This is a genomic window from Pseudomonas floridensis (genome assembly GCF_002087235.1).
In the GTDB taxonomy this organism is placed as follows: Bacteria; Pseudomonadota; Gammaproteobacteria; order Pseudomonadales; family Pseudomonadaceae; genus Aquipseudomonas; species Aquipseudomonas floridensis.
On sequence record NZ_MUIO01000054.1, the window covers coordinates 26,225 to 45,586 of the forward strand.

General features: G+C 61.2%; 13 protein-coding genes and 4 tRNA genes. 7 read left to right on the top strand and 10 right to left on the bottom strand.

Annotation, left to right across the window (positions count from 1 at the left end):
- Window positions 1-98 precede the first annotated feature (98 nt).
- Window positions 99-968, top strand: a complete 870-nt coding sequence (locus tag BZK31_RS14315; RefSeq protein ID WP_083183619.1) for a LysR family transcriptional regulator — start codon at window positions 99-101, stop codon at window positions 966-968.
- A gap of 68 nt (window positions 969-1,036) precedes the next feature.
- The gene (locus BZK31_RS14320; protein WP_083183620.1) at window positions 1,037-3,235 is read left to right on the top strand and encodes a putative bifunctional diguanylate cyclase/phosphodiesterase; all 2,199 of its coding nucleotides are present in this window, start codon (window positions 1,037-1,039) and stop codon (window positions 3,233-3,235) included.
- A gap of 51 nt (window positions 3,236-3,286) precedes the next feature.
- Here the strand turns inward: BZK31_RS14320 and BZK31_RS14325 are convergent, their stop codons facing one another.
- The 9 genes from BZK31_RS14325 to uvrB form a co-directional block, all read right to left on the bottom strand.
- On the bottom strand, window positions 3,287-3,730 hold the full coding sequence (locus BZK31_RS14325; RefSeq protein WP_083183621.1) for an Hsp20 family protein: 444 nt from the start codon (window positions 3,728-3,730) through the stop codon (window positions 3,287-3,289).
- A gap of 101 nt (window positions 3,731-3,831) precedes the next feature.
- The gene (locus BZK31_RS14330; RefSeq protein ID WP_083183622.1) at window positions 3,832-4,800 is read right to left on the bottom strand and encodes a tRNA dihydrouridine synthase; all 969 of its coding nucleotides are present in this window, start codon (window positions 4,798-4,800) and stop codon (window positions 3,832-3,834) included.
- A 29-nt stretch (window positions 4,801-4,829) separates the two neighbouring features.
- On the bottom strand, window positions 4,830-5,291 hold the full coding sequence (locus tag BZK31_RS14335) for an acyl-CoA thioesterase (protein ID WP_083183623.1): 462 nt from the start codon (window positions 5,289-5,291) through the stop codon (window positions 4,830-4,832).
- A 202-nt stretch (window positions 5,292-5,493) separates the two neighbouring features.
- Window positions 5,494-5,569, bottom strand: a tRNA-Glu gene (locus BZK31_RS14340).
- A 45-nt stretch (window positions 5,570-5,614) separates the two neighbouring features.
- Window positions 5,615-5,690, bottom strand: a tRNA-Ala gene (locus BZK31_RS14345).
- Between the two features lie 52 nt (window positions 5,691-5,742).
- Window positions 5,743-5,818 (bottom strand) — tRNA-Glu (locus tag BZK31_RS14350).
- 75 nt (window positions 5,819-5,893) lie between these two features.
- Window positions 5,894-5,969, bottom strand: a tRNA-Ala gene (locus BZK31_RS14355).
- A gap of 187 nt (window positions 5,970-6,156) precedes the next feature.
- Window positions 6,157-7,638, bottom strand: coding sequence for a glutamate--tRNA ligase (gene gltX, locus BZK31_RS14360; protein ID WP_083183624.1), 1,482 nt, complete (start codon window positions 7,636-7,638; stop codon window positions 6,157-6,159).
- Between the two features lie 139 nt (window positions 7,639-7,777).
- Window positions 7,778-9,793, bottom strand: coding sequence for an excinuclease ABC subunit UvrB (gene uvrB / locus BZK31_RS14365; protein ID WP_083183625.1), 2,016 nt, complete (start codon window positions 9,791-9,793; stop codon window positions 7,778-7,780).
- Window positions 9,794-10,177: 384 nt separating this feature from the next.
- Between uvrB and BZK31_RS14370 the strand changes: the two genes are divergently transcribed.
- Window positions 10,178-11,374 (top strand): amino acid aminotransferase, encoded by a 1,197-nt coding sequence (locus BZK31_RS14370; protein WP_083183626.1) that lies wholly within the window; start codon window positions 10,178-10,180, stop codon window positions 11,372-11,374.
- A 200-nt stretch (window positions 11,375-11,574) separates the two neighbouring features.
- Window positions 11,575-11,895 carry a hypothetical protein gene (locus tag BZK31_RS14375; protein ID WP_083183627.1) on the top strand — a complete coding sequence of 107 codons (321 nt, stop codon included), beginning with the start codon at window positions 11,575-11,577 and terminating at the stop codon, window positions 11,893-11,895.
- A 57-nt stretch (window positions 11,896-11,952) separates the two neighbouring features.
- Here the strand turns inward: BZK31_RS14375 and pvdQ are convergent, their stop codons facing one another.
- Window positions 11,953-14,295: a bifunctional acylase PvdQ gene (gene pvdQ, locus BZK31_RS14380; protein WP_083183628.1), complete on the bottom strand. Its 2,343-nt coding sequence runs from the start codon at window positions 14,293-14,295 to the stop codon at window positions 11,953-11,955.
- 203 nt (window positions 14,296-14,498) lie between these two features.
- Between pvdQ and BZK31_RS14385 the strand changes: the two genes are divergently transcribed.
- Genes BZK31_RS14385 through BZK31_RS14395 form a run of 3 tightly spaced genes read left to right on the top strand, consistent with a single transcriptional unit; the run spans window position 14,499 to window position 19,048 of the window.
- Window positions 14,499-15,671, top strand: coding sequence for an efflux RND transporter periplasmic adaptor subunit (locus tag BZK31_RS14385; RefSeq protein WP_083183629.1), 1,173 nt, complete (start codon window positions 14,499-14,501; stop codon window positions 15,669-15,671).
- Window positions 15,672-17,648: a MacB family efflux pump subunit gene (locus BZK31_RS14390; protein ID WP_083183630.1), complete on the top strand. Its 1,977-nt coding sequence runs from the start codon at window positions 15,672-15,674 to the stop codon at window positions 17,646-17,648. It abuts the gene before it with no gap.
- 11 nt (window positions 17,649-17,659) lie between these two features.
- Window positions 17,660-19,048, top strand: a complete 1,389-nt coding sequence (locus BZK31_RS14395) for an efflux transporter outer membrane subunit (RefSeq protein ID WP_083183631.1) — start codon at window positions 17,660-17,662, stop codon at window positions 19,046-19,048.
- Window positions 19,049-19,362 lie beyond the last annotated feature (314 nt).

The following is a 19,362-nucleotide window of genomic DNA, read 5'->3' on the forward strand; positions in this document are numbered from 1 at the left end:
TCCATGACCCCTTGGCTTGTGGGGGCATCCTATGGAATATGCTTAAATAACTCAAATTCATAATTTTTATGCTTTGGATAACCAAATGGAATCCGACCATGGACCTCGCCAATCTCAATGCTTTTTTAGCCATCGCCGAGACCGGCAGCTTTTCCGGCGCGGGTGAACGCCTGCACCTGACACAGCCCGCCATCAGCAAACGCATCGCCGGCCTGGAACAGCAACTGAACGTGCGCCTGTTTGACCGCCTGGGTCGCGAAGTGAGCCTGACCGAAGCGGGACGGGCCTTGCTGCCGCGCGCCTATCAGATTCTCAATGTGCTGGATGATACGCGTCGCGCACTGACCAACCTGACCGGCGAAGTCACCGGACGCCTGACGCTGGCAACCAGTCATCACATCGGCCTGCACCGCCTGCCGCCGGTATTGCGCGAGTTTACCCGCACCTATCCGGGTGTGGCGCTGGACATTCAGTTTCTGGACTCTGAAGTGGCGTATGACGAAATTCTGCACGGCCGCGCCGAACTGGCGGTCATCACCCTCGCCCCCGAGCCCCACACGCTGGTGCGGGCAACGCCGGTCTGGGACGATCCGCTGGATTTCGTCGCCGCCCCGGAACACCCGCTGGCCAATAGCGGCCCTATGAAACTGGCGGACATCGTGCGCTACCCGGCAGTGTTTCCCGGCGGCAACACCTTCACTCACCACATTGTGAGCAACCTGTGCGAAGCCCAGGGCCTGAAACCCAATATCGCGATGAGCACCAACTACATGGAAACCATCAAGATGATGGTGTCCATCGGCCTGGCCTGGAGTGTCCTGCCGCGTACGATGCTCGACGAGCAGGTTGCGCGCATCCCCTTGCCGGGCGTGCAACTCAATCGCCAGCTAGGCTATATCCTGCACACCGAACGCACACTCTCGAATGCAGCCCGGGCGTTCATGAAATTGCTGGACGCGCAGATATAGCGGTTATAGTGCGCTGCAGGATGCAGACCGATCGTTTTACTGGCTTTATTTATAAAGGCTCGTGATCAATGCCCAATTCTCTGGACCATCCCGTCTTGTCGGCCACTGCGCAGTCATCCGCTGCGCAGATAGCCGACGGCAGCGTCGAGCAAACCCTCAAAGAGACGCGGGATCGTCTGGACCTGGCGCTGAGTCTGGCGCAGATGGGCACCTGGGAATGGGACATTGCCACCGACCGTTTGCATGCCTCGGCACGCGCCGCTCAATTGCATGGCAGAGAAGCGCAGCCCCTGGACGCTGACTTCAACCAGTTTCTCGCCGGCCTGCCTGCTGCGGAACGGCATCGCATGCGCCACGCCTACCAGGCGGTGCTCGAGGGCGAACAGAATACCTTTCAACTGACCTACCGTTTTCAGCTACGTAACGGTCTTTCACGCCTGCTCGAGAGCCGCGCCATTCTGTACCGCAACGCGGACGGCAGTCCGGCGAGGCTGGCTGGCACGTTGCTGGACATCACTCAGCAACAGGCCCAGGCGGCGCTGGAGGCCAGCGAAGAGAAATTTGCCAAGGCGTTTCACTCCAGCCCCGATTCGATCACCATCACCGAGTTGGGCAACGGCCGCTATGTGGAGGTCAATGACGGCTTCTGCCGCCTCACCGGCTATACCGCGTCGGAGGTGCTGGGCAAGACCGTCAACGAGATCGGCATCTGGACCGACCTCAATCAGCGCCAGCAGATGATCGATCAGTTGCGTGAGGCGGGCCGGGTCCATCATCGGGAAATGGCGGGCCGCAACAAGAATGGCGACCCGTTGATACTGGACGTGTCGGTGGAATTCATCACCTTGAACGACACCGCCTGTCTGCTGATGAACGCTCGGGACATCGGCCAGCTGAAAAGCGCTCAGGCGCAGATCCAGCATCTGGCCTACCACGACCCACTGACCGGCCTGCCCAACCGCGCACTGCTGATGGATCGCCTGAGTCAGCAATTGTCGCTGCTCAGGCATCACCGCCTGCGAGGCGCGTTGCTGTTTCTCGACCTTGACCACTTCAAGCACATCAACGATTCACTGGGCCATCCGGTCGGCGACAGCGTGCTGAATATCGTCGCGGCGCGACTGGAAGCCAGCGTGCGCATCGAAGACACCGTCGCGCGCCTGGGCGGTGACGAGTTCGTGGTGCTGATCTGCGGACTGGAAGGCAGTCGCCATGAAGTCACTCACCAGGTTCAGGAGCTTTCCGACAATCTGCGCGAGCTGCTGGCCGAGCCCATGTTTCTCGATGGCCACCGCCTGCAGGTAACGCCGAGCATCGGCATGGTGCTGATTCCGGATGACGGCCTGACACCCGCCGACCTGCTCAAGCGCGCAGACATTGCGCTGTACCGGGCCAAGGATTCGGGACGCAACGCCGCCCAGTTCTTTCACAGTTCCATGCAGAAGGCGGTCAGTCAGCGATTACGCATGGAAAACGACCTGCGCCTGGCCCTGACCCGCAACGAATTCCACCTGCACTTCCAGGCTCAAGTCGACTGCCGTTACGAGTCGCTCACTGGCGCAGAGGCGTTGCTGCGCTGGCAACATCCGGAATACGGCCTGCTGCCGCCCGATCAGTTCGTACAGATTCTCGAAGAAAGCGGCATGATTCTCGAAGTCGGCAGTTGGGTGCTGGATGAAGCCTGCAAGACCGCCGGTCGCCTGCTGAAGCAGGCGCTGATTACAGAAGATACGTTTCTGATGGGCGTGAACATCAGTCCGCGTCAGTTCAGGCAGACCGATTTCGTCGAACGGGTACAGCGCAGCCTCAAGCAGCACCAATTGCCCGCCAGCATGCTGAAGCTGGAAATTACCGAAGGCATCGTCATTCAGAATCTGGACGACACCATTGCCAAGATGCGCAGCCTGAAAAAGCTTGGTGTGAGCTTCGCAATGGACGACTTCGGCACCGGTTATTCGTCGCTGACTTACCTGAAGCGACTGCCGGTGGACACCCTGAAAATCGATCAGTCATTCGTTCAAGACGCGACGAGCGACCCCAACGATGCAGAAATCATCCGCGCTATCGTGGCCATGGCGCAGAGCCTGAACCTGAATGTGATCGCCGAGGGCGTGGAAACCGCCGAGCAACTGGCATTCCTCGAAAAGCTCGGTTGTCACGTGTATCAGGGTTATCTGTTCAGCGAACCGCTGGATGACCCGGCCTTCGAAACCCTGCTGCGGCTCAAACAACATTTGCGGCAGCCCAGCCTGTTGCCCAACCCTTGAACGCAGAAAGGCGCCGAAGGCGCCTTTCTGGCTGTACATCCGCTCAGCGAATCACTGCTCGATGACTTTCTGAGTATTGAGCGGAATGCGCTTTGGCTTGGCCTCTTCAGGCACATTACGCACCAGATCGATGTTCAGCAGGCCATGGGACAGATCGGCCCCTTTGACTTCGATGTTGTCTGCCAGCCGGAACGACAGTTTGAACTCGCGGCGGGCGATGCCCTGGTGCAGATAGGTCACGTTCTCGGCCTCGCGTTCACGCTTGCCGCCGGTCACCGTCAATACCCCTTTCTCGACCTGTAGATCAAGGTCTTCTTCCTGCATGCCGGCCGCGGCGATCACGATGCGGTACTGGTCGTCGCTATGGCGCTCCACGTTGTAGGGTGGGTAGCCACTGGCCGAATCGTTGCGTGCCGCCGACTCGAAGAGGTCGTTGAAACGGTCGAAGCCCACTGAGTGACGAAACAGTGGAGCCAGAGAAAATGCAGTCGTCATGATAATTCTCCTGTTAATCAGCGAGTAGTTTGCGCGACCCGATTTCGGCATCGCGTAATCCCCAAACTAGGGTCGCCCGCTGACTTTTCAAGAGACTTTTTTCAGAAAAAAGATGACCGTTCGTCGGCTGAATAACCGAGCAAAACACTGATCCGCTCACAGTCGGTTTCGCGGCGCAAGGCGTTGAACATGAGCGTCGCTTCCGGGTAGCTCTTGGTCAGCAGCACCAGCCACTGCTTCAGGCGACCCGGCGCCTGGACCAGCGTCATCTTGGCCAGACAGTCGCCCCAGAACGTGCGCAGCATCGGTTGCAGATCGGCCCAGGTCATCTCGACCACCTCCTCGCCCGCGTGGGCAGCGGCGATCTGCCGAGCCAGATCGGGTCGTGCCACCAGGCCACGGCCGATCATGATGTCCCGTGCGCCGCATATCTCCTGACAGCGCCGCCAGTCCTCGACTGTCCAGATCTCGCCATTGGCGACGACCGGCACCTTGACCACCTCCTGAATCCGCGCAATCCACTCCCAATGCGCAGGCGGCTTGTAGCCGTCAACCTTGGTACGGGCGTGCACCACGATGCGCTCGGCGCCGCCATCGGCCAGCGCTCTGGCGCAGTCGAGCGCGCCATCAGTGTTTTCGTAGCCCAGACGCATCTTGGCAGTGACCGGAATCTCGCCAGGCACGGCGCGCCGCACCTGACTGACGATCGAATGCAGCAGGTCAGGTTCTTTAAGCAGAATCGCGCCACCACGAGAGCGGTTCACGGTCTTGGCCGGGCAGCCAAAATTCAGGTCCATGACCGGTGCGCCCAACTCACAGGCGAACGCAGCGTTCTCCGCCAGACAAACGGGGTCTGAACCCAGCAACTGCAAATGCAATGGCACACCGGCTGCCGTTTTGGCATCAGTGTGCAGTTCGGACGCCATCTTGTAGTAGTAGGTGGCAGGCATGACCCGCTCGGTGACCCGGATGAATTCGGTCACGCACCAGTCGATGCCGCCGACGCGGGTCAGCACATTACGCAGGATGTCGTCGACCAACCCCTCCATGGGCGCCAGAGCAATTTGCATGGGTCACACTCGAAAAAAAGTCCGGCAGTTTACTGCTCGCCGCCGGGATTGGGAACGTCGACCTGCAACATGGCCGCGCCATAGCCGTCAATGAACTCGGCCGGCATGCGCTTGGGACGTCCGGTGGACAGCTCGATGCAGACAAACGTGGTTTGCGCCCTCAGCAACGTGAGGTTGTCGGAAGGACGCTTGAGCTGAAAGCAGCGGGTCATTTTCAAGCGTCGATCCCAGTCGACGATCCAGGTCGCCAGTTGCAGCTCATCGCCTTCGTAGGCGCTGGCCAGATAATCGATCTCGTGCCTGACCACCGCCATTGCCCGGTCCAATCGCCGGTACTCGCTGAGATCAAGCCCCAGGTACTGCGAATGACGCCAGGCACAGCGCTCCAGCCAGGACACGTAAACCGCGTTATTGGCGTGCCCCAGACCGTCGATATCATCACTGCCGACATTGAGGTCGATGACGAAAGGCGTTGCCCGATCCCAGACCATGCTCGCTCCTGTACTTGAATGGATTGGCCAGATGCTTTCGCGGGCAGTGTAGCTGGAATGCAGGCGCTGCAAAGGCTGGGCAGCGTGACGCCGGAGAAAGCTGCAAGCGGGAGGCAGGGCTCGAGGAGAAAATAAAACCCTGAAAAAACAAAAGGGCCATTCAATAATCGAATGACCCTTGGTCCCGCAGAGCGGGAAATCGTGGCGTCCCCTAGGGGACTCGAACCCCTGTTACCGCCGTGAAAGGGCGGTGTCCTAGGCCACTAGACGAAGGGGACGCAAAACCTTCAGTCAGGTTCATCAATGATGAACCCTGGCAAAATTGGTGGAGCTAAGCGGGATCGAACCGCTGACCTCCTGCATGCCATGCAGGCGCTCTCCCAGCTGAGCTATAGCCCCGGATTTATCGCCTCGCGGCGGAGTTCAACCTTGCAGCATCACTCGATGAAACTGGCGTCCCCTAGGGGACTCGAACCCCTGTTACCGCCGTGAAAGGGCGGTGTCCTAGGCCACTAGACGAAGGGGACAAAACCTTCTACCTGATCAGAGTTGGGACTCTGATCGATTCAACACCCTGTTTAACAGGCTTTGAACCTTGAATTTGGTGGAGCTAAGCGGGATCGAACCGCTGACCTCCTGCATGCCATGCAGGCGCTCTCCCAGCTGAGCTATAGCCCCACATCAGTGGACGGGGCGCATGTTAAGCGTGAGTCGCTAAGCTGTCAAATTTATTTTCGAGAAATTTGAAAGTTTTTCGTCGGCATAACAAACACTTACCGTTTCGGCCCGCAAATCCGAGGGCGGGCCGACCACTGCGTGCCCTGCTCATGCAGGTACGCAGTAGCTTCTGCACATTACTTGTCGATCAGGCGATAGCGCCCAACAGTTTTTCCCACTCTTTGTTTTCCTTCTTCGAAACGCCACCGAGCAGATCGATGGCCTGACGCAGACGGAAACGCGTGAGATCGGGACCGAGGATCTCCATCGCATCCAGCACCGAAACAGAGCTGGCCTGCCCGGTGATCGAGGCGAACATCAGCGGCATGGCGTCACGCAGCTTGAGCCCCAGGTGCTCGACCACCGACTGGATGCAGGCGGTGATCGGGTCTTTCTCCCATTGACGCAGCGATTCCAGCTTCCACAGAATCAACTGCATCAACTGGCGCACCTGATCGCCCGAGAGCTTCTTGTGCTCGAACAGCTTGATGTCCGGCGTGACGCCACCGGCAAAGAAGAAGCCGGCCAAGGGCGCGATCTGGCTAAAGGTTTCGACGCGGCCCTGCACGTGCGGCGCGATCTTCATCAGGTACTCGGGGTTGAGCGCCCAGTTCTGCACGCGGGATGCGAACTCCTCGACCGGCAGGTCGCGCAACCACTGACCGTTGAGCCAGGACAGTTTCTCGATGTCGAAGATCGGCCCACCCAGCGATACGCGGGACAGGTCGAAATGCTCGACCATTTCCTGCAGCGAAAACTTCTCGCGCTCGTCCGGCATCGACCAGCCCATGCGCCCCAGGTAGTTGAGCATCGCTTCAGGCATGAAGCCCATGCGCTCGTAGAACGTCACCGACGTCGGATTCTTGCGCTTGGACAGCTTGCTCTTGTCCGGGTTACGCAGCAGCGGCATGTAGCACAGCTGCGGCTTGTCCCAGCCGAAGTATTCGTAGAGCAGAATCAGTTTTGGCGCGGACGGCAGCCATTCTTCGCCACGCAATACGTGGGTGATACCCATCAGATGGTCATCGACCACGTTGGCCAGGAAGTAGGTTGGCAGGCCATCGGTCTTCATCAGAACCTGCATGTCCATGCGGTCCCACGGAATCTCCACTTCGCCACGCAGCAGGTCCGGCACCACGCAAACGCCTTCGGTCGGCACTTTCATGCGGATGACGTGCGGTTCGCCAGCATCCAGACGACGCTGAACCTCTTCTTTGGAAAGCAGCAGCGCACGACCGTCATAGCGCGGCGTCTCGCCCCTGGCCGTTTGTTCGGCGCGCATTTCGTCCAGCTCTTCAGCGGTGCAGAAGCACGGGAAGGCGTGACCCATCTCGACCAGTTGCTGAGCGTATTTGCGGTAGATATCGCCCCGCTCGCTCTGCCGGTACGGACCATGCGGCCCGCCCACGTCCGGCCCTTCGCTCCACTCGATGCCCAACCAGCGTAGCGCATCGAAAATCTGCTGTTCGGACTCACGGGTCGAACGCAGCTGATCGGTGTCTTCGATCCGCAGGATGAACTCGCCACCGTGCTGCCTGGCAAAGCAATAGTTGAAAAGTGCGATGTAAGCCGTGCCGACGTGAGGGTCGCCCGTGGGCGATGGCGCGATGCGGGTGCGAACGGTGGTCATGGAAAATCCCGAATAAGGTCGATCAAGCGCGGAATGTTAACAGCCCGGAGGCGTCGGGCTCCAGCATGGGTGCTTCGGTCAGGGTTGTGCCCACCGCTCCGAGCGGGCATGCCGCCCAGCGCAACGATGAGCACCGACCTCAAACTGCCAGCAACCGCTCGCGCAATTTGCCGATTTCGTCGCGCATTTGTGCCGCAGCCTCGAACTCCAGATCGCGAGCCAGCTGGTACATCTTCTCTTCCAGTTGGCGAATGCGTTTGGTGATCTCGCTCGGCGAGCGCAGTTCGTTTTCGTACTTGGCGTTTTCCTCGGCAGCCTTGGCCATCCCCTTGCGCTTTTTACTGCGCGAGCCAGGTACGGTGGCCCCTTCCATGATGTCGGCGACATCCTTGAACACGCCTTTTGGCGTGATGCCATGCTCGAGGTTGAACGCGATCTGCTTTTCGCGACGCCGCTCGGTCTCGCCGATGGCACGCTCCATGGACCCGGTGATGCGGTCGGCATACAGAATCGCCCGACCGTTGAGGTTACGCGCCGCCCGGCCGATGGTCTGGATCAGCGAACGGTCGGAACGCAGGAAGCCTTCCTTGTCGGCATCCAGAATCGCGACCAGCGAGACTTCCGGCATGTCCAGGCCTTCGCGCAGCAGGTTGATCCCCACCAGCACATCGAAGGTGCCCAGACGCAGGTCGCGGATGATCTCGACCCGCTCAACCGTATCGATGTCCGAGTGCAGGTAACGTACGCGCACCCCGTGATCACTCAGGTAATCGGTCAAGTCTTCGGCCATGCGCTTGGTCAGCGTCGTCACCAGCACCCGCTCTTCGATCGCGGCGCGCTTGTTGATTTCCGACAGCAGGTCATCGACCTGGGTCAGCGCCGGGCGAATCTCGATCTGCGGGTCGACCAGCCCTGTCGGACGAACCACCTGCTCGACCACCCGACCGGCATGTTCCTCTTCGTACTTGCCTGGCGTGGCCGAAACGAAGATGGTCTGTGGACTGACGTTCTCCCATTCTTCGAAACGCATTGGCCGGTTGTCCAGCGCTGACGGCAGGCGGAAGCCATATTCCACAAGGGTTTCCTTGCGCGAGCGGTCGCCTTTGTACATGGCACCGACCTGCGGCACGCTGACGTGGGACTCGTCGATCACCAATAAGGCATCGGGCGGCAGGTAATCGTACAGGGTCGGCGGCGGCGCGCCGGTCGGACGCCCCGACAGGTAGCGCGAGTAGTTCTCGATGCCGTTGCAGTAACCCAGCTCCAGAATCATCTCCAGGTCGAACCGGGTGCGCTGTTCCAGACGCTGGGCTTCGACCAGTTTGTTCTGGCTGCGCAGGTATTCCAGACGCTCGCCAAGCTCGACCTTGATGCCTTCCATCGCCTCCAGCAGTGTCTCGCGGGGCGTCACGTAGTGGCTCTTGGGGTAAAAAGTGAAGCGCGGCAGCTTGCGGATCACCTCCCCGGTCAGCGGATCGAACGCCGACAGGCTCTCGACCTCGTCGTCGAACAGCTCGACGCGGATCGCTTCCAGGTCCGATTCGGCCGGATAAATATCGATCACATCGCCGCGCACGCGGAACGTGGCACGGGCGAAGTCCATGTCGTTGCGGGTATATTGCAGATCAGCCAGACGGCGCAGCAAGGCGCGCTGGTCGAGTTTGTCGCCGCGGTCGATGTGCAGCACCATGCGCAGATAGGTTTCCGGACTGCCCAGACCGTAGATGCACGACACGGTGGTGACGATGATGGCGTCCTTACGCTCCAGCAGCGCCTTGGTCGCGGACAGACGCATCTGCTCGATGTGGTCGTTGATCGAAGCATCCTTCTCGATGAAGGTGTCGGACGACGGCACATAGGCTTCCGGCTGGTAGTAGTCGTAGTAGGAGACGAAATACTCGACGGCGTTGTTCGGGAAGAACGCCTTGAACTCGCCATACAACTGCGCCGCCAGGGTCTTGTTCGGTGCCAGCACCAGAGTCGGACGCTGCACTTGTGAGATCACGTTGGCGATGCTGAACGTTTTGCCCGAGCCGGTCACACCCAGCAGGGTCTGATGCGCGAGTCCGGCGTCGATCCCTTCGACCAGTTGACGAATGGCCTCGGGCTGATCGCCGGCTGGCTCAAAACGGGTAACGAGCTGGAACTCGGACATAACCTACCTCTTGAATTCGTTCGCGTCGGGGTTCGCGACAAGGACTCGCCCGCACGGTATGCACCGGCAATGACGAAATCACCACCGACGGCTCGTCCCGTCAATGGGAGACGACGTGCGGTGATGTCGGTACTTGAAGTGATGCACAGTAGATGGAGACGTTTGCGCATGTTTCAAGGCGCTCGTTTGATCGGCCGCTACATCATTGAGGTTTCGACGGGACGAACGTTCTGCAAATAACCGGAAAAACCTTGAAAAAACCGGCCCGGCCCTGTCGCCCCGTCGGGGGATGCTCTCTATACTAGGTCCCCGTTTGTGCACCGCTTTGGCGCATTCGGCCACAGCACGCATGTCCCTCCCCCTTCATTCAGAGCTGCCGCAAAAATGAGCCTCTTCTCCGCTGTCGAAATGGCGCCCCGCGATCCGATCCTGGGTATCAACGAAGCATTCAACGCCGACACCCGCACCACCAAGGTCAATCTTGGCGTGGGCGTCTACTGTGACGAAGACGGGCGCATTCCTCTGCTGCGCGCAGTGGCTGAAGCCGAAAAGATCCGTGTTGCGCAGCACGCGCCACGCGGCTACCTGCCGATCGACGGCATCGCCGCCTACGACCAGGCCGTGCAGAAATTGCTGCTGGGCAACGACTCGCCGCTGATCGCCTCGGGCCGCGTGCTGACCACCCAGTCGGTCGGCGGCACCGGTGCCCTGAAAATCGGCGCAGATTTCCTCAAGCAACTGCTGCCGAATGCCGTCGTAGCGATCAGTGATCCGAGCTGGGAAAACCACCGGGCGCTGTTTGAAACCGCAGGCTTTCCGGTTCAGAACTATCGTTACTACGACGCCGCCACGCATGACGTGAACCGCGCCGGCATGCTTGAAGACCTGCAAAACCTGCCTGACCACTCGGTGGTGGTGCTGCACGCCTGCTGCCACAACCCGACCGGCGTCGACCTGAATCTTGAGGACTGGAAAAAGGTACTCGAGGTGGTCAAGGCCAAGGGGCATGTGCCGTTCCTGGACATGGCTTATCAGGGCTTCGGCCAGGGTATTCAGGAAGATGCCATCGCCGTGCGCCTGTTTGCCGAATCCGGCCTGACGTTCTTCGCCTCCAGCTCGTTCTCCAAGTCGCTGTCGCTGTATGGCGAGCGCGTCGGTGCGCTGTCGATCATCACCGAATCGAAGGAAGAGACCTCCCGTGTCCTGTCCCAGGTCAAGCGTGTGATCCGCACCAACTATTCCAACCCGCCGACCCACGGCGCAATTATCTCTGCGGCCGTGCTCAACGACCCGGCGCTGCGTGCCATGTGGGAAGAAGAACTGGGCGAAATGCGTGTGCGCATCCAGGCCATGCGCAAGGCGATGGTCGAGCGTCTGGCCGATAACCCTGCCGGACAGGATTTCAGCTTCGTCGGCCGCCAGTGCGGCATGTTTTCCTACTCTGGTCTGACGGCCGAACAGGCCCAGCGCCTGCGCAGCGAGTTCGGCATCTACGCGCTGGACACTGGCCGCATATGCGTGGCCGCGCTGAACCAGAAGAATATCGACGTCGTGTGCGACGCAATCAAGAAGGTGTTGTAAGCCTCATCTCTACGGGAATGTGCGCAGCGTCTTCGACGCTGCGCTGTCTCGCCATACACTGAAAGCCCGCTCGCTCTTGTTGTGGTGGGGTCCGATGCAGCATCAGCGCCTACCACTCGGCAATCCGATCGAACGATCACCCCTCCCCCAACCTCGAAAGCCTGTCAGTACTTTTTCTGAAGCAGACCATCGAGGTATTCATGTCTACCGAACCGCAACGGCAAAAAGAACAGGCGCCTGGTCAGCACACGCCGCCCGATCAGGGTACGGACCGCAATGACCCGGCGATCGATCCGCAGGCTCCCGATGCCGTGCCGGATTCGGGCCAGAACGACGGTCAGCGTCAGGATCAAAGCCAGCAGCAACGTCAGGGACAAACTCAGGGGCAGAGCCAGTCGCAAGGCTCTCAAAATGAAAGCGCCTATGTGCCGGACTACGAGCCCGAGGAAAAGCCTCAGACCCAGCGTAACCATCAGCCCACCCAGGGCGTCGATGCCGATATCGACACACAAGGCGGTTGAGCGTCGCGTTTTACTCAGTGAATTGGGCCGTCCGGCCCAATCACCTCCACGCGTCATTCAAGGTTTGCGGTCTTCCCTGATCTCCTGCACCCGATACGCCGGGTCCGCCTTGATCTGCTGTTCGGTGAATGGCAGCGTCGCCCACTGTTTTTTCGCAAAGGCTTCGGTTTGATCACGCGAATGCGCCGACCGAGGATTACTCGATTCGGAAAACGCCAGCAGCCCTTTGGCGCTCGGGCCATGCTGGTCGAAGGTCACTACTTGCAGGTAACTGGTGCCGCTGACCACTTCGCGTTTGCCGTCCTTACCCGCCACCGTCTGCATGGCGTTGTAAACACCCAATGCTGCAGGACCGCCATGAATCGGAATCGGCTGACCGCTAAGGCCGGACATTTGAATATCACCCCAGGTCGTGCTCGCCGACAGCCCCGCCTTGCTCACTTCATCTTGTGCCGCCAGCATGGCCGCACGCAAGGCCGTGGCCACTTCCGGGTATTCGATGGCCAGTCCACGCGGCGTATGAACCGGGTCCTGCGCGTCGAACACCACCCGCCAGCGTGAGCCGACCGACTGCATCGCAGCCATGATTTTCTGGAAGTACACGAAACCCACGCCACTGCTTAAGTCAGCCCGACCGTCCCACGCTTTCAGCGCCGTGCACAGTGGCGCCAGACGTTTTTCATCTTCACCCGACCTCATGGCACAGAACTGCAAAAGGTCCGGCATCACCTGCCCGGCCTGATACACCTCGTTGTCCATCACCATCGCCTGCAGGTTCTCGACGCTCACTTTGCCAGACTGTTGCAGTTTGCCGAGTCGATCCAGCGCAAAGCGCGCACGCTGCCCGAGCGGCTGGCCTTCCTGGCTGATCAGCGGCGAGAAGTTTTTCTGCGGTGCGGCCGGGTTGACCATCCAGGCCGAGTCGTTGGAATGCTGCACAAAGTCGGTTCGCAACAATTGCGGCTGACGCGACGACGGATAGATCCCGGGTTGCGCGGCCTCGGGCGCGATGTCCCAGTTACAGTCGCTGCGTGAACCGTCGAGGATGATCAGTTCGGTGCCGATGCGCGGGTCGCTGCACCTGGCGAGTTTGACGGCATCGACGTTCGGCACCACCGACAGATTCATGTACAGCGCCTGCCCCTTGGCGTCGACAGCAAGGGTGTTGACCCACGGGATCCCGTGAATGCTGCGCACCGAATTCTGAAAGGCCTTCAGGTCGTGCGCCTGATCCATGGCGTACCACTGCTGCAGAACGCGGTCGTTTTCCAGGTTGGCATCGCGCAGGCTGAACGCGAACTGTTCATTCCAGTCCAGCCTGCCCGGCCATTGCACCACCGGGCCGAATGTCGATGAGTAGATCGTCCGGGTGACCGGTTTGACGCTGCCGTCCGCCTGTTTAGCCTCGACACTCACGTGCTGCCTGCTCATGGCCACGGATTTGCCGTCCAGCAGGTAACGGGTCGAATCTTTCGGGTCGAGCTGCAGACGGTGCAGGGTGAAGTGTTTCGACGTGTCGACCGTATGGGTCCAGGCCAGATGCCGATTGAAACCGATATTGATCAAAGGCAGGCCCGGCAGCGCCGCGCCCATGACGTCCAGCTTGCCGGGAATGGTCAGGTGCATCTGATAGAAACGCATGCCGCCGCCCCACGGAAAATGCGGATTGGCCAGCAACATGCCGCGTCCATTGGCGGACAGGTCATGCCCCACCGCTACCGCGTTACTGCCGCGTTCCAGCGCAAAGTTCTCATTGCGGGCGGCAGCCAGTTGCAGCGCGTAGGCCTGGTCTGCCTGCTCCTGCCGAAGACCAGCCTGCGCAGCCGTCCGGGGCGGTCTGGCACCAGCCAGCGCTTCAGTGAACTGCCCCACGCCACCTTCGACCAGCAATCGGCGGGTCAAGCGCACCAGATCGTCGGGACTGATCGGCCGCACCCAGTCAGCCGCGCAGGCTTGCGGCAAACCCTGGCTGTTCTGCTCACCCAGCGAACGGTTGTAGCCAGCCACATAACCCTGCATCAACTGACGAATCTCGGGCGGCTGGGCTTGCCAGAAGTCAGCCAGCGCATCAGGCGTGTTCAACCACTTGAACAGCAGGTCGCTGGCCAGGTTGTTGCGCTGTTCGAGTGTGGCCTGGTCCGGCCCGAAATAGCGCGAGCGCTCGCCATTGACGGTGACGATCTCGTTGGCCAGCAGGCACAGGTTGTCCTGTGCATAGGCATAACCGATCCCATAGCCCAAACCGCGCTCGTCAGCGGCGACGATATGCGGCACGCCGAACCCGGTACGACGCACTTGCGCCGAAGCGTTCGGGTTCTCCGGGGCGACCTTCGCCTGGGCGGGCAGGACCAACCCGAGCGAAAGACCTGCGACAAGAAAACCGGACAATGTTCTGGACATGATCACGCTGACTCCAACCTGGCAGGGAAACGGAACGCGACAGGAATGAGCCGCTCCCCTTAAACGAGCCTGTGCAACGAAATTTAGTCGCCCGCGTCATTTGATTGACAGCGCTAAATTCCCCCTCGCTGTTCTCGTCTTAATGACAGCTCCCATGGCCGTCGCCCGCCGACCGCCTGTTTTTCTCCAGGCAGGAACCCTGCATGAAACGCTCTCGACACCTTCGACGCACGGTCCTTGCGGCGCTGTGCCTGTTCCCGGTCATTGCCGTTTGCGCATGGCAAATCCTGCCGGGCAGCCACGCCGACACGCCCACTGTGACCGTGACCCGCAGCAGCATAGAAAGCAGCGTGACCGCGCTGGGCACGCTGCAGCCGCGCAGTTACGTGGATGTCGGTTCGCAGGCGAGCGGGCAGATCATGAAAATCCACGTGCAGGTGGGCGATCAGGTCAAGGAAGGTCAATTGCTGGTGGAAATCGACCCGTCCACCCAAAAGGCCCGGCTCGATGCGGCCCGCTACGCCATCGAGAACCTCAAGGCCCAGCTGCAGGAGCAACGTGCGCTGCATGAACTGGCGCAGCACAAGCAGCAACGTCAACGGCGTCTGGCGGCCGGTGGTGCGACCCGTGCCGAGGACGTGCAGGCCGCCGAGTCGGAATTCCGCGCCACTCAGGCGCGGGTCGACATGTTCAGGGCGCAGATTCTCGAAGCCCAGGCCGCCTTGCGCAGTGACGAGGCCGCCCTGGGTTACACCCGCATCTACGCGCCCATGAGCGGCACGGTTGTCGCGCTGGACGCTCGCGAGGGCCAGACCCTCAACGCCCAGCAACAGACGCCGCTGATCCTGCGCATCGCCCGCTTGTCACCCATGACCGTCTGGGCCGAAGTCTCGGAGGCCGACATCGGTCATGTAAAGCCGGGCATGAATGCTTACTTCACCACCTTGAGCGGCGGCAGTCGGCGCTGGAAAAGCACCGTGCGGCAAATTCTGCCGGTGCCGCCCAAGCCGCTGGAGCAGGCCAATCAGGGCGGCGGTAGCCCGAGCAGTTCGCGCAAGAGCGGCGGTGGTCGCGTCGTGCTGTACACGGTGTTGCTGGATGTCGACAACGATGATCAGGCATTGATGGCGGAGATGACCGCCCAGATTTTCTTCGTCGCCAGCAGCGCCCAGGACACCCTGACCGCGCCCCTTTCAGCCTTGCAGGGCGCAACGCAAGGCGAACTGCAGACCGCGCAGGTGTTGACGTCCAGCGGTGATGTGCAACGCCGTCAGGTGCGTACCGGCATCAGTGACCGCCTGCGCGTGCAGATTCTCGAAGGCCTCGAAGAGGGCGAGCGACTGCTGGTGCCGGCCCCGCTCGGCAGCGGAGGCTGAATGCAGACGCCGCTGATCGACCTGCGGGCCATCCGTAAATCCTACGGCGGGGGCGACAGCCCGCAGGTCAACGTGCTGCAGGGTATCGATCTGTCGATCCACGCCGGTGAATTCGTGGCAATTGTCGGTGCGTCCGGCTCCGGCAAATCGACGCTGATGAACATCCTCGGCTGCCTGGACCGGCCGACCTCCGGCGAGTACCTGTTCGCCGGGGAAAACGTCGCTGCACTGGGCAGTGATGAGCTGGCCTGGCTGCGCCGCGAGGCATTCGGCTTCGTGTTTCAGGGCTACCACCTGATCCCGTCCGGCTCGGCACAGGAAAATGTCGAGATGCCGGCCATCTATGCCGGCACGCCCGCAGCGCAACGCCATGCCCGCGCCGCCGCCCTGCTCGACCGGCTGGGGCTTGCCTCACGCACCGGCAATCGCCCGCATCAATTGTCCGGTGGTCAGCAGCAGCGGGTGTCCATCGCCCGCGCCTTGATGAACGGCGGCCATATCATCCTCGCCGACGAACCCACCGGCGCGCTGGACAGCCACAGCGGTGCGGAAGTCATGACGCTGCTGGACGAACTGGCGAGTCAGGGTCACGTCGTGATCCTGATTACCCACGACCGGGACGTCGCCGCCCGCGCCAGGCGCGTCATCGAAATCAGCGATGGACGCATCCTCAGCGATACCGCCCGCGACAGACAGGACGAGGCTCGGTGCACAGTCAATCCCGCCGCGTTGCAGGCGGTGGATTTACGTGCTCGCCTGAGCCAAGGCAGTCAGGCTCGCGGTGCCTGGAAAGGCGAGCTGCTCGACGCCATTCAGGCGGCATGGCGGGTGATGTGGATCAACCGGTTCCGCACCGCATTGACGCTGCTGGGGATCGTCATCGGCGTCGCTTCGGTGGTGGTGATGCTGGCAGTGGGCGAAGGCAGCAAGCGTCAGGTCATGGCGCAGATGTCATCGTTCGGCTCCAACATCATTTACCTCAACGGCAAGGCGCCCAACCCGCGAGCGCCGAAAGGCATCATCGCCCTGGAAGAAGTCGCCGCACTGGGCGACCTGCCCGAGGTGCGAATGATCATGCCGGTCAACGGCGGGCAAGCAGGCGTGCGCTTCGGCAATGTCGATCACTCCAGCTATGTGGGCGGCAACGACACGCACTTTCCGGCGATCTTCAACTGGCCGGTGGTGGAAGGGAGCTATTTCACCGAGGCCGACGAACAGAGCGCGGCAGCAGTGGCCGTGATTGGTTACAAGGTCCGGCAGAAGCTGTTCGGTGACCGCATCGACCCGATCGGCCAGTACATCCTGATCGAGAACGTGCCGTTTCAGGTGGTCGGTGTGCTTCAGGAAAAAGGTGCCAGCTCGGGCGACCTGGACAGCGACAACCGCATCGCGATTCCATATTCGTCGGCCAGCATTCGCCTGTTCGGCACTCAGAACCCGGAGTACATCACCATCGCCACCCGCGACGCGGACAACGTCAAACAGGCCGAAGCCGCGATTCGCACCCTGCTGGACCGCCTGCACAACGGCAAGCAGGATTACGAGCTGACCAACAACGCGGCGATGATCCAGGCCGAGGCCCGTACCCAGAACACCCTGTCGCTGATGCTCGGATCAATCGCGGCCATCTCGCTGCTGGTCGGCGGCATCGGCGTGATGAACATCATGCTGATGACCGTGCGCGAACGGACCCGTGAAATCGGTATTCGCATGGCCACCGGTGCCCGCCAGAGCGATATCCTCCGCCAGTTCCTCACCGAAGCGGTGATGCTTTCGGTGGTCGGCGGGTTGACCGGCATCGTGCTGGCACTGGGCATGGGCGCGGTACTGTTGCTCAGCAAGGTTGCGGTGGCCTTCTCGGTCTCGGCCGTGGCCGGTGCCTTTGGCTGCGCACTGATCACCGGGGTGATCTTCGGTTTCATGCCAGCCCGCAAAGCTGCCCGGCTCGACCCGGTGGCAGCCCTCACCAGTCAATGAACGATCAATCCATGAAACCGACCCTAACGCTGTTGACCACTTGCCTGCTGCTGGCCGCCTGCAACGCACCTGCGCCCGTACCGGACAGCGGCATCCAGCCGCCGCCGACGTGGGCGTTTGCCGAGAATGCGGCATCCCCACGTAGCGATACCCGCTGGTGGCAAGGTTTTGGCAGCCCGGAGTTGAATCGCCTGATCGAACAGGCCAGTCGTGACAGCCATGACGCGGCTGCCGCTGCGGCCAGGGTGCGTCAGGCCCAGGCGGCTGCGATCATCGGCGGCGCGCCACTGCTGCCCGAACTCAGCTACGAGCTGCGCGGCGAACGCAACAAGTTCCTGCGCAGCAGCGACCGCAAGGCCAATCCGTCCGACGACAACAACACCGACATGTTCACCAGCGACCTGACCGCCAGCTATGAAGTGGACTTCTGGGGCGGCGTGGCGGCCGGACGTGACAGCGCATTGCAAAGCCTTCGCGCCAGCCGGTTCGATCAGGCAACCGTGGAGCTGACCCTGCTCAGCAACGTTGCCGACCGTTACGCGCAAACCCTGTCGGCCCGTGAGCAAGGACGGATCGCAGAACTGAACCTGGCCAACGCCCAGGACGTTTTGCGTCTGGTGCAGACTCGCTACGACTCAGGCTCGGCCACGGCACTGGAGCTGGCGCAGCAGAAGAACCTGGTCGCCACCCAACAACGCGAACTGCCGCGCATCCAGCAACTGGCCAACGAACAGTTAATCACCCTTGCCGCCCTGCTCGGCCAGCCGGTGCAGAATCTCAAGCTGGGCAATCAGGCGTTCGACAGCCTGAGCTGGCCGGACATCGGCAGCGGCGTGCCCAGCGACCTGCTGACCCGCCGCCCGGATCTGGCCAAGGCCGAAGCCGAACTGGCGGCGGCACAAGCCGATGTCACAGTGGCCCGCGCCGCGATGCTGCCAACCTTCACCTTGAGCGCCCGGATCGGCACCGAATCGGTCCGTGCCGAAGACTGGTTGCGCGCGCCGTTCAGCAGTCTGGCGGGCGGTCTGGTCGGACCGATCTTCAACAACGGCCGGCTGGGCGCCGAGCGCGACAGGGCCACGGCGCGCCAGGAAGAACTGCTGGAAATCTACCGCGGCGCGATCATCAACAGCTTCGCCGACGTCGAAAAAGCCCTGAACAGCATCAACGGACTTGATCGACAGCGCGGCTGGCACGACGAAGAACTGAAGCAGGCGCAGACTGCCTTTCGCATTGCCCAGAGTCGCTATCAGGAAGGCGCCGAGGATCTGCTGACCGTGCTGGAAACGCAACGCACCTTGTATCAGGCGCAGGATGTCAGCGTGCAGTTGAGGTTATTGCGGGTGCAGGCGAGCCTGGCGCTGTACAAGGCGCTCGGCGGTGGGTGGCAGATGCGTTGAGACGGTGTCAGGGTCATGTGCCGCGCAGGTCGAGCGTCCGGGAGATGTTCAGGTTGGCGTGATGTGAATGTTTGCAGGTGCCAAATACTGGATGAGCTGTACGCGTAGGCAGCCCGTGACGTTTTGCTTCACAGCTGGGTAAGAGGTGCGGATTCAGTGAGTTTAGCGCTCGGCTCTGGTTACGGTTGCGCCTACGGCGCCCTACTTTGAGGGACCAAAGCAGGCAAAGTCCCAGGCTCCGGTTCCGGCCCCGGCTGCGCCGGGGTTCCTTCGTCCTGACTCTGATTCGGGGGTCGCCGCAAATGGGCCATCCA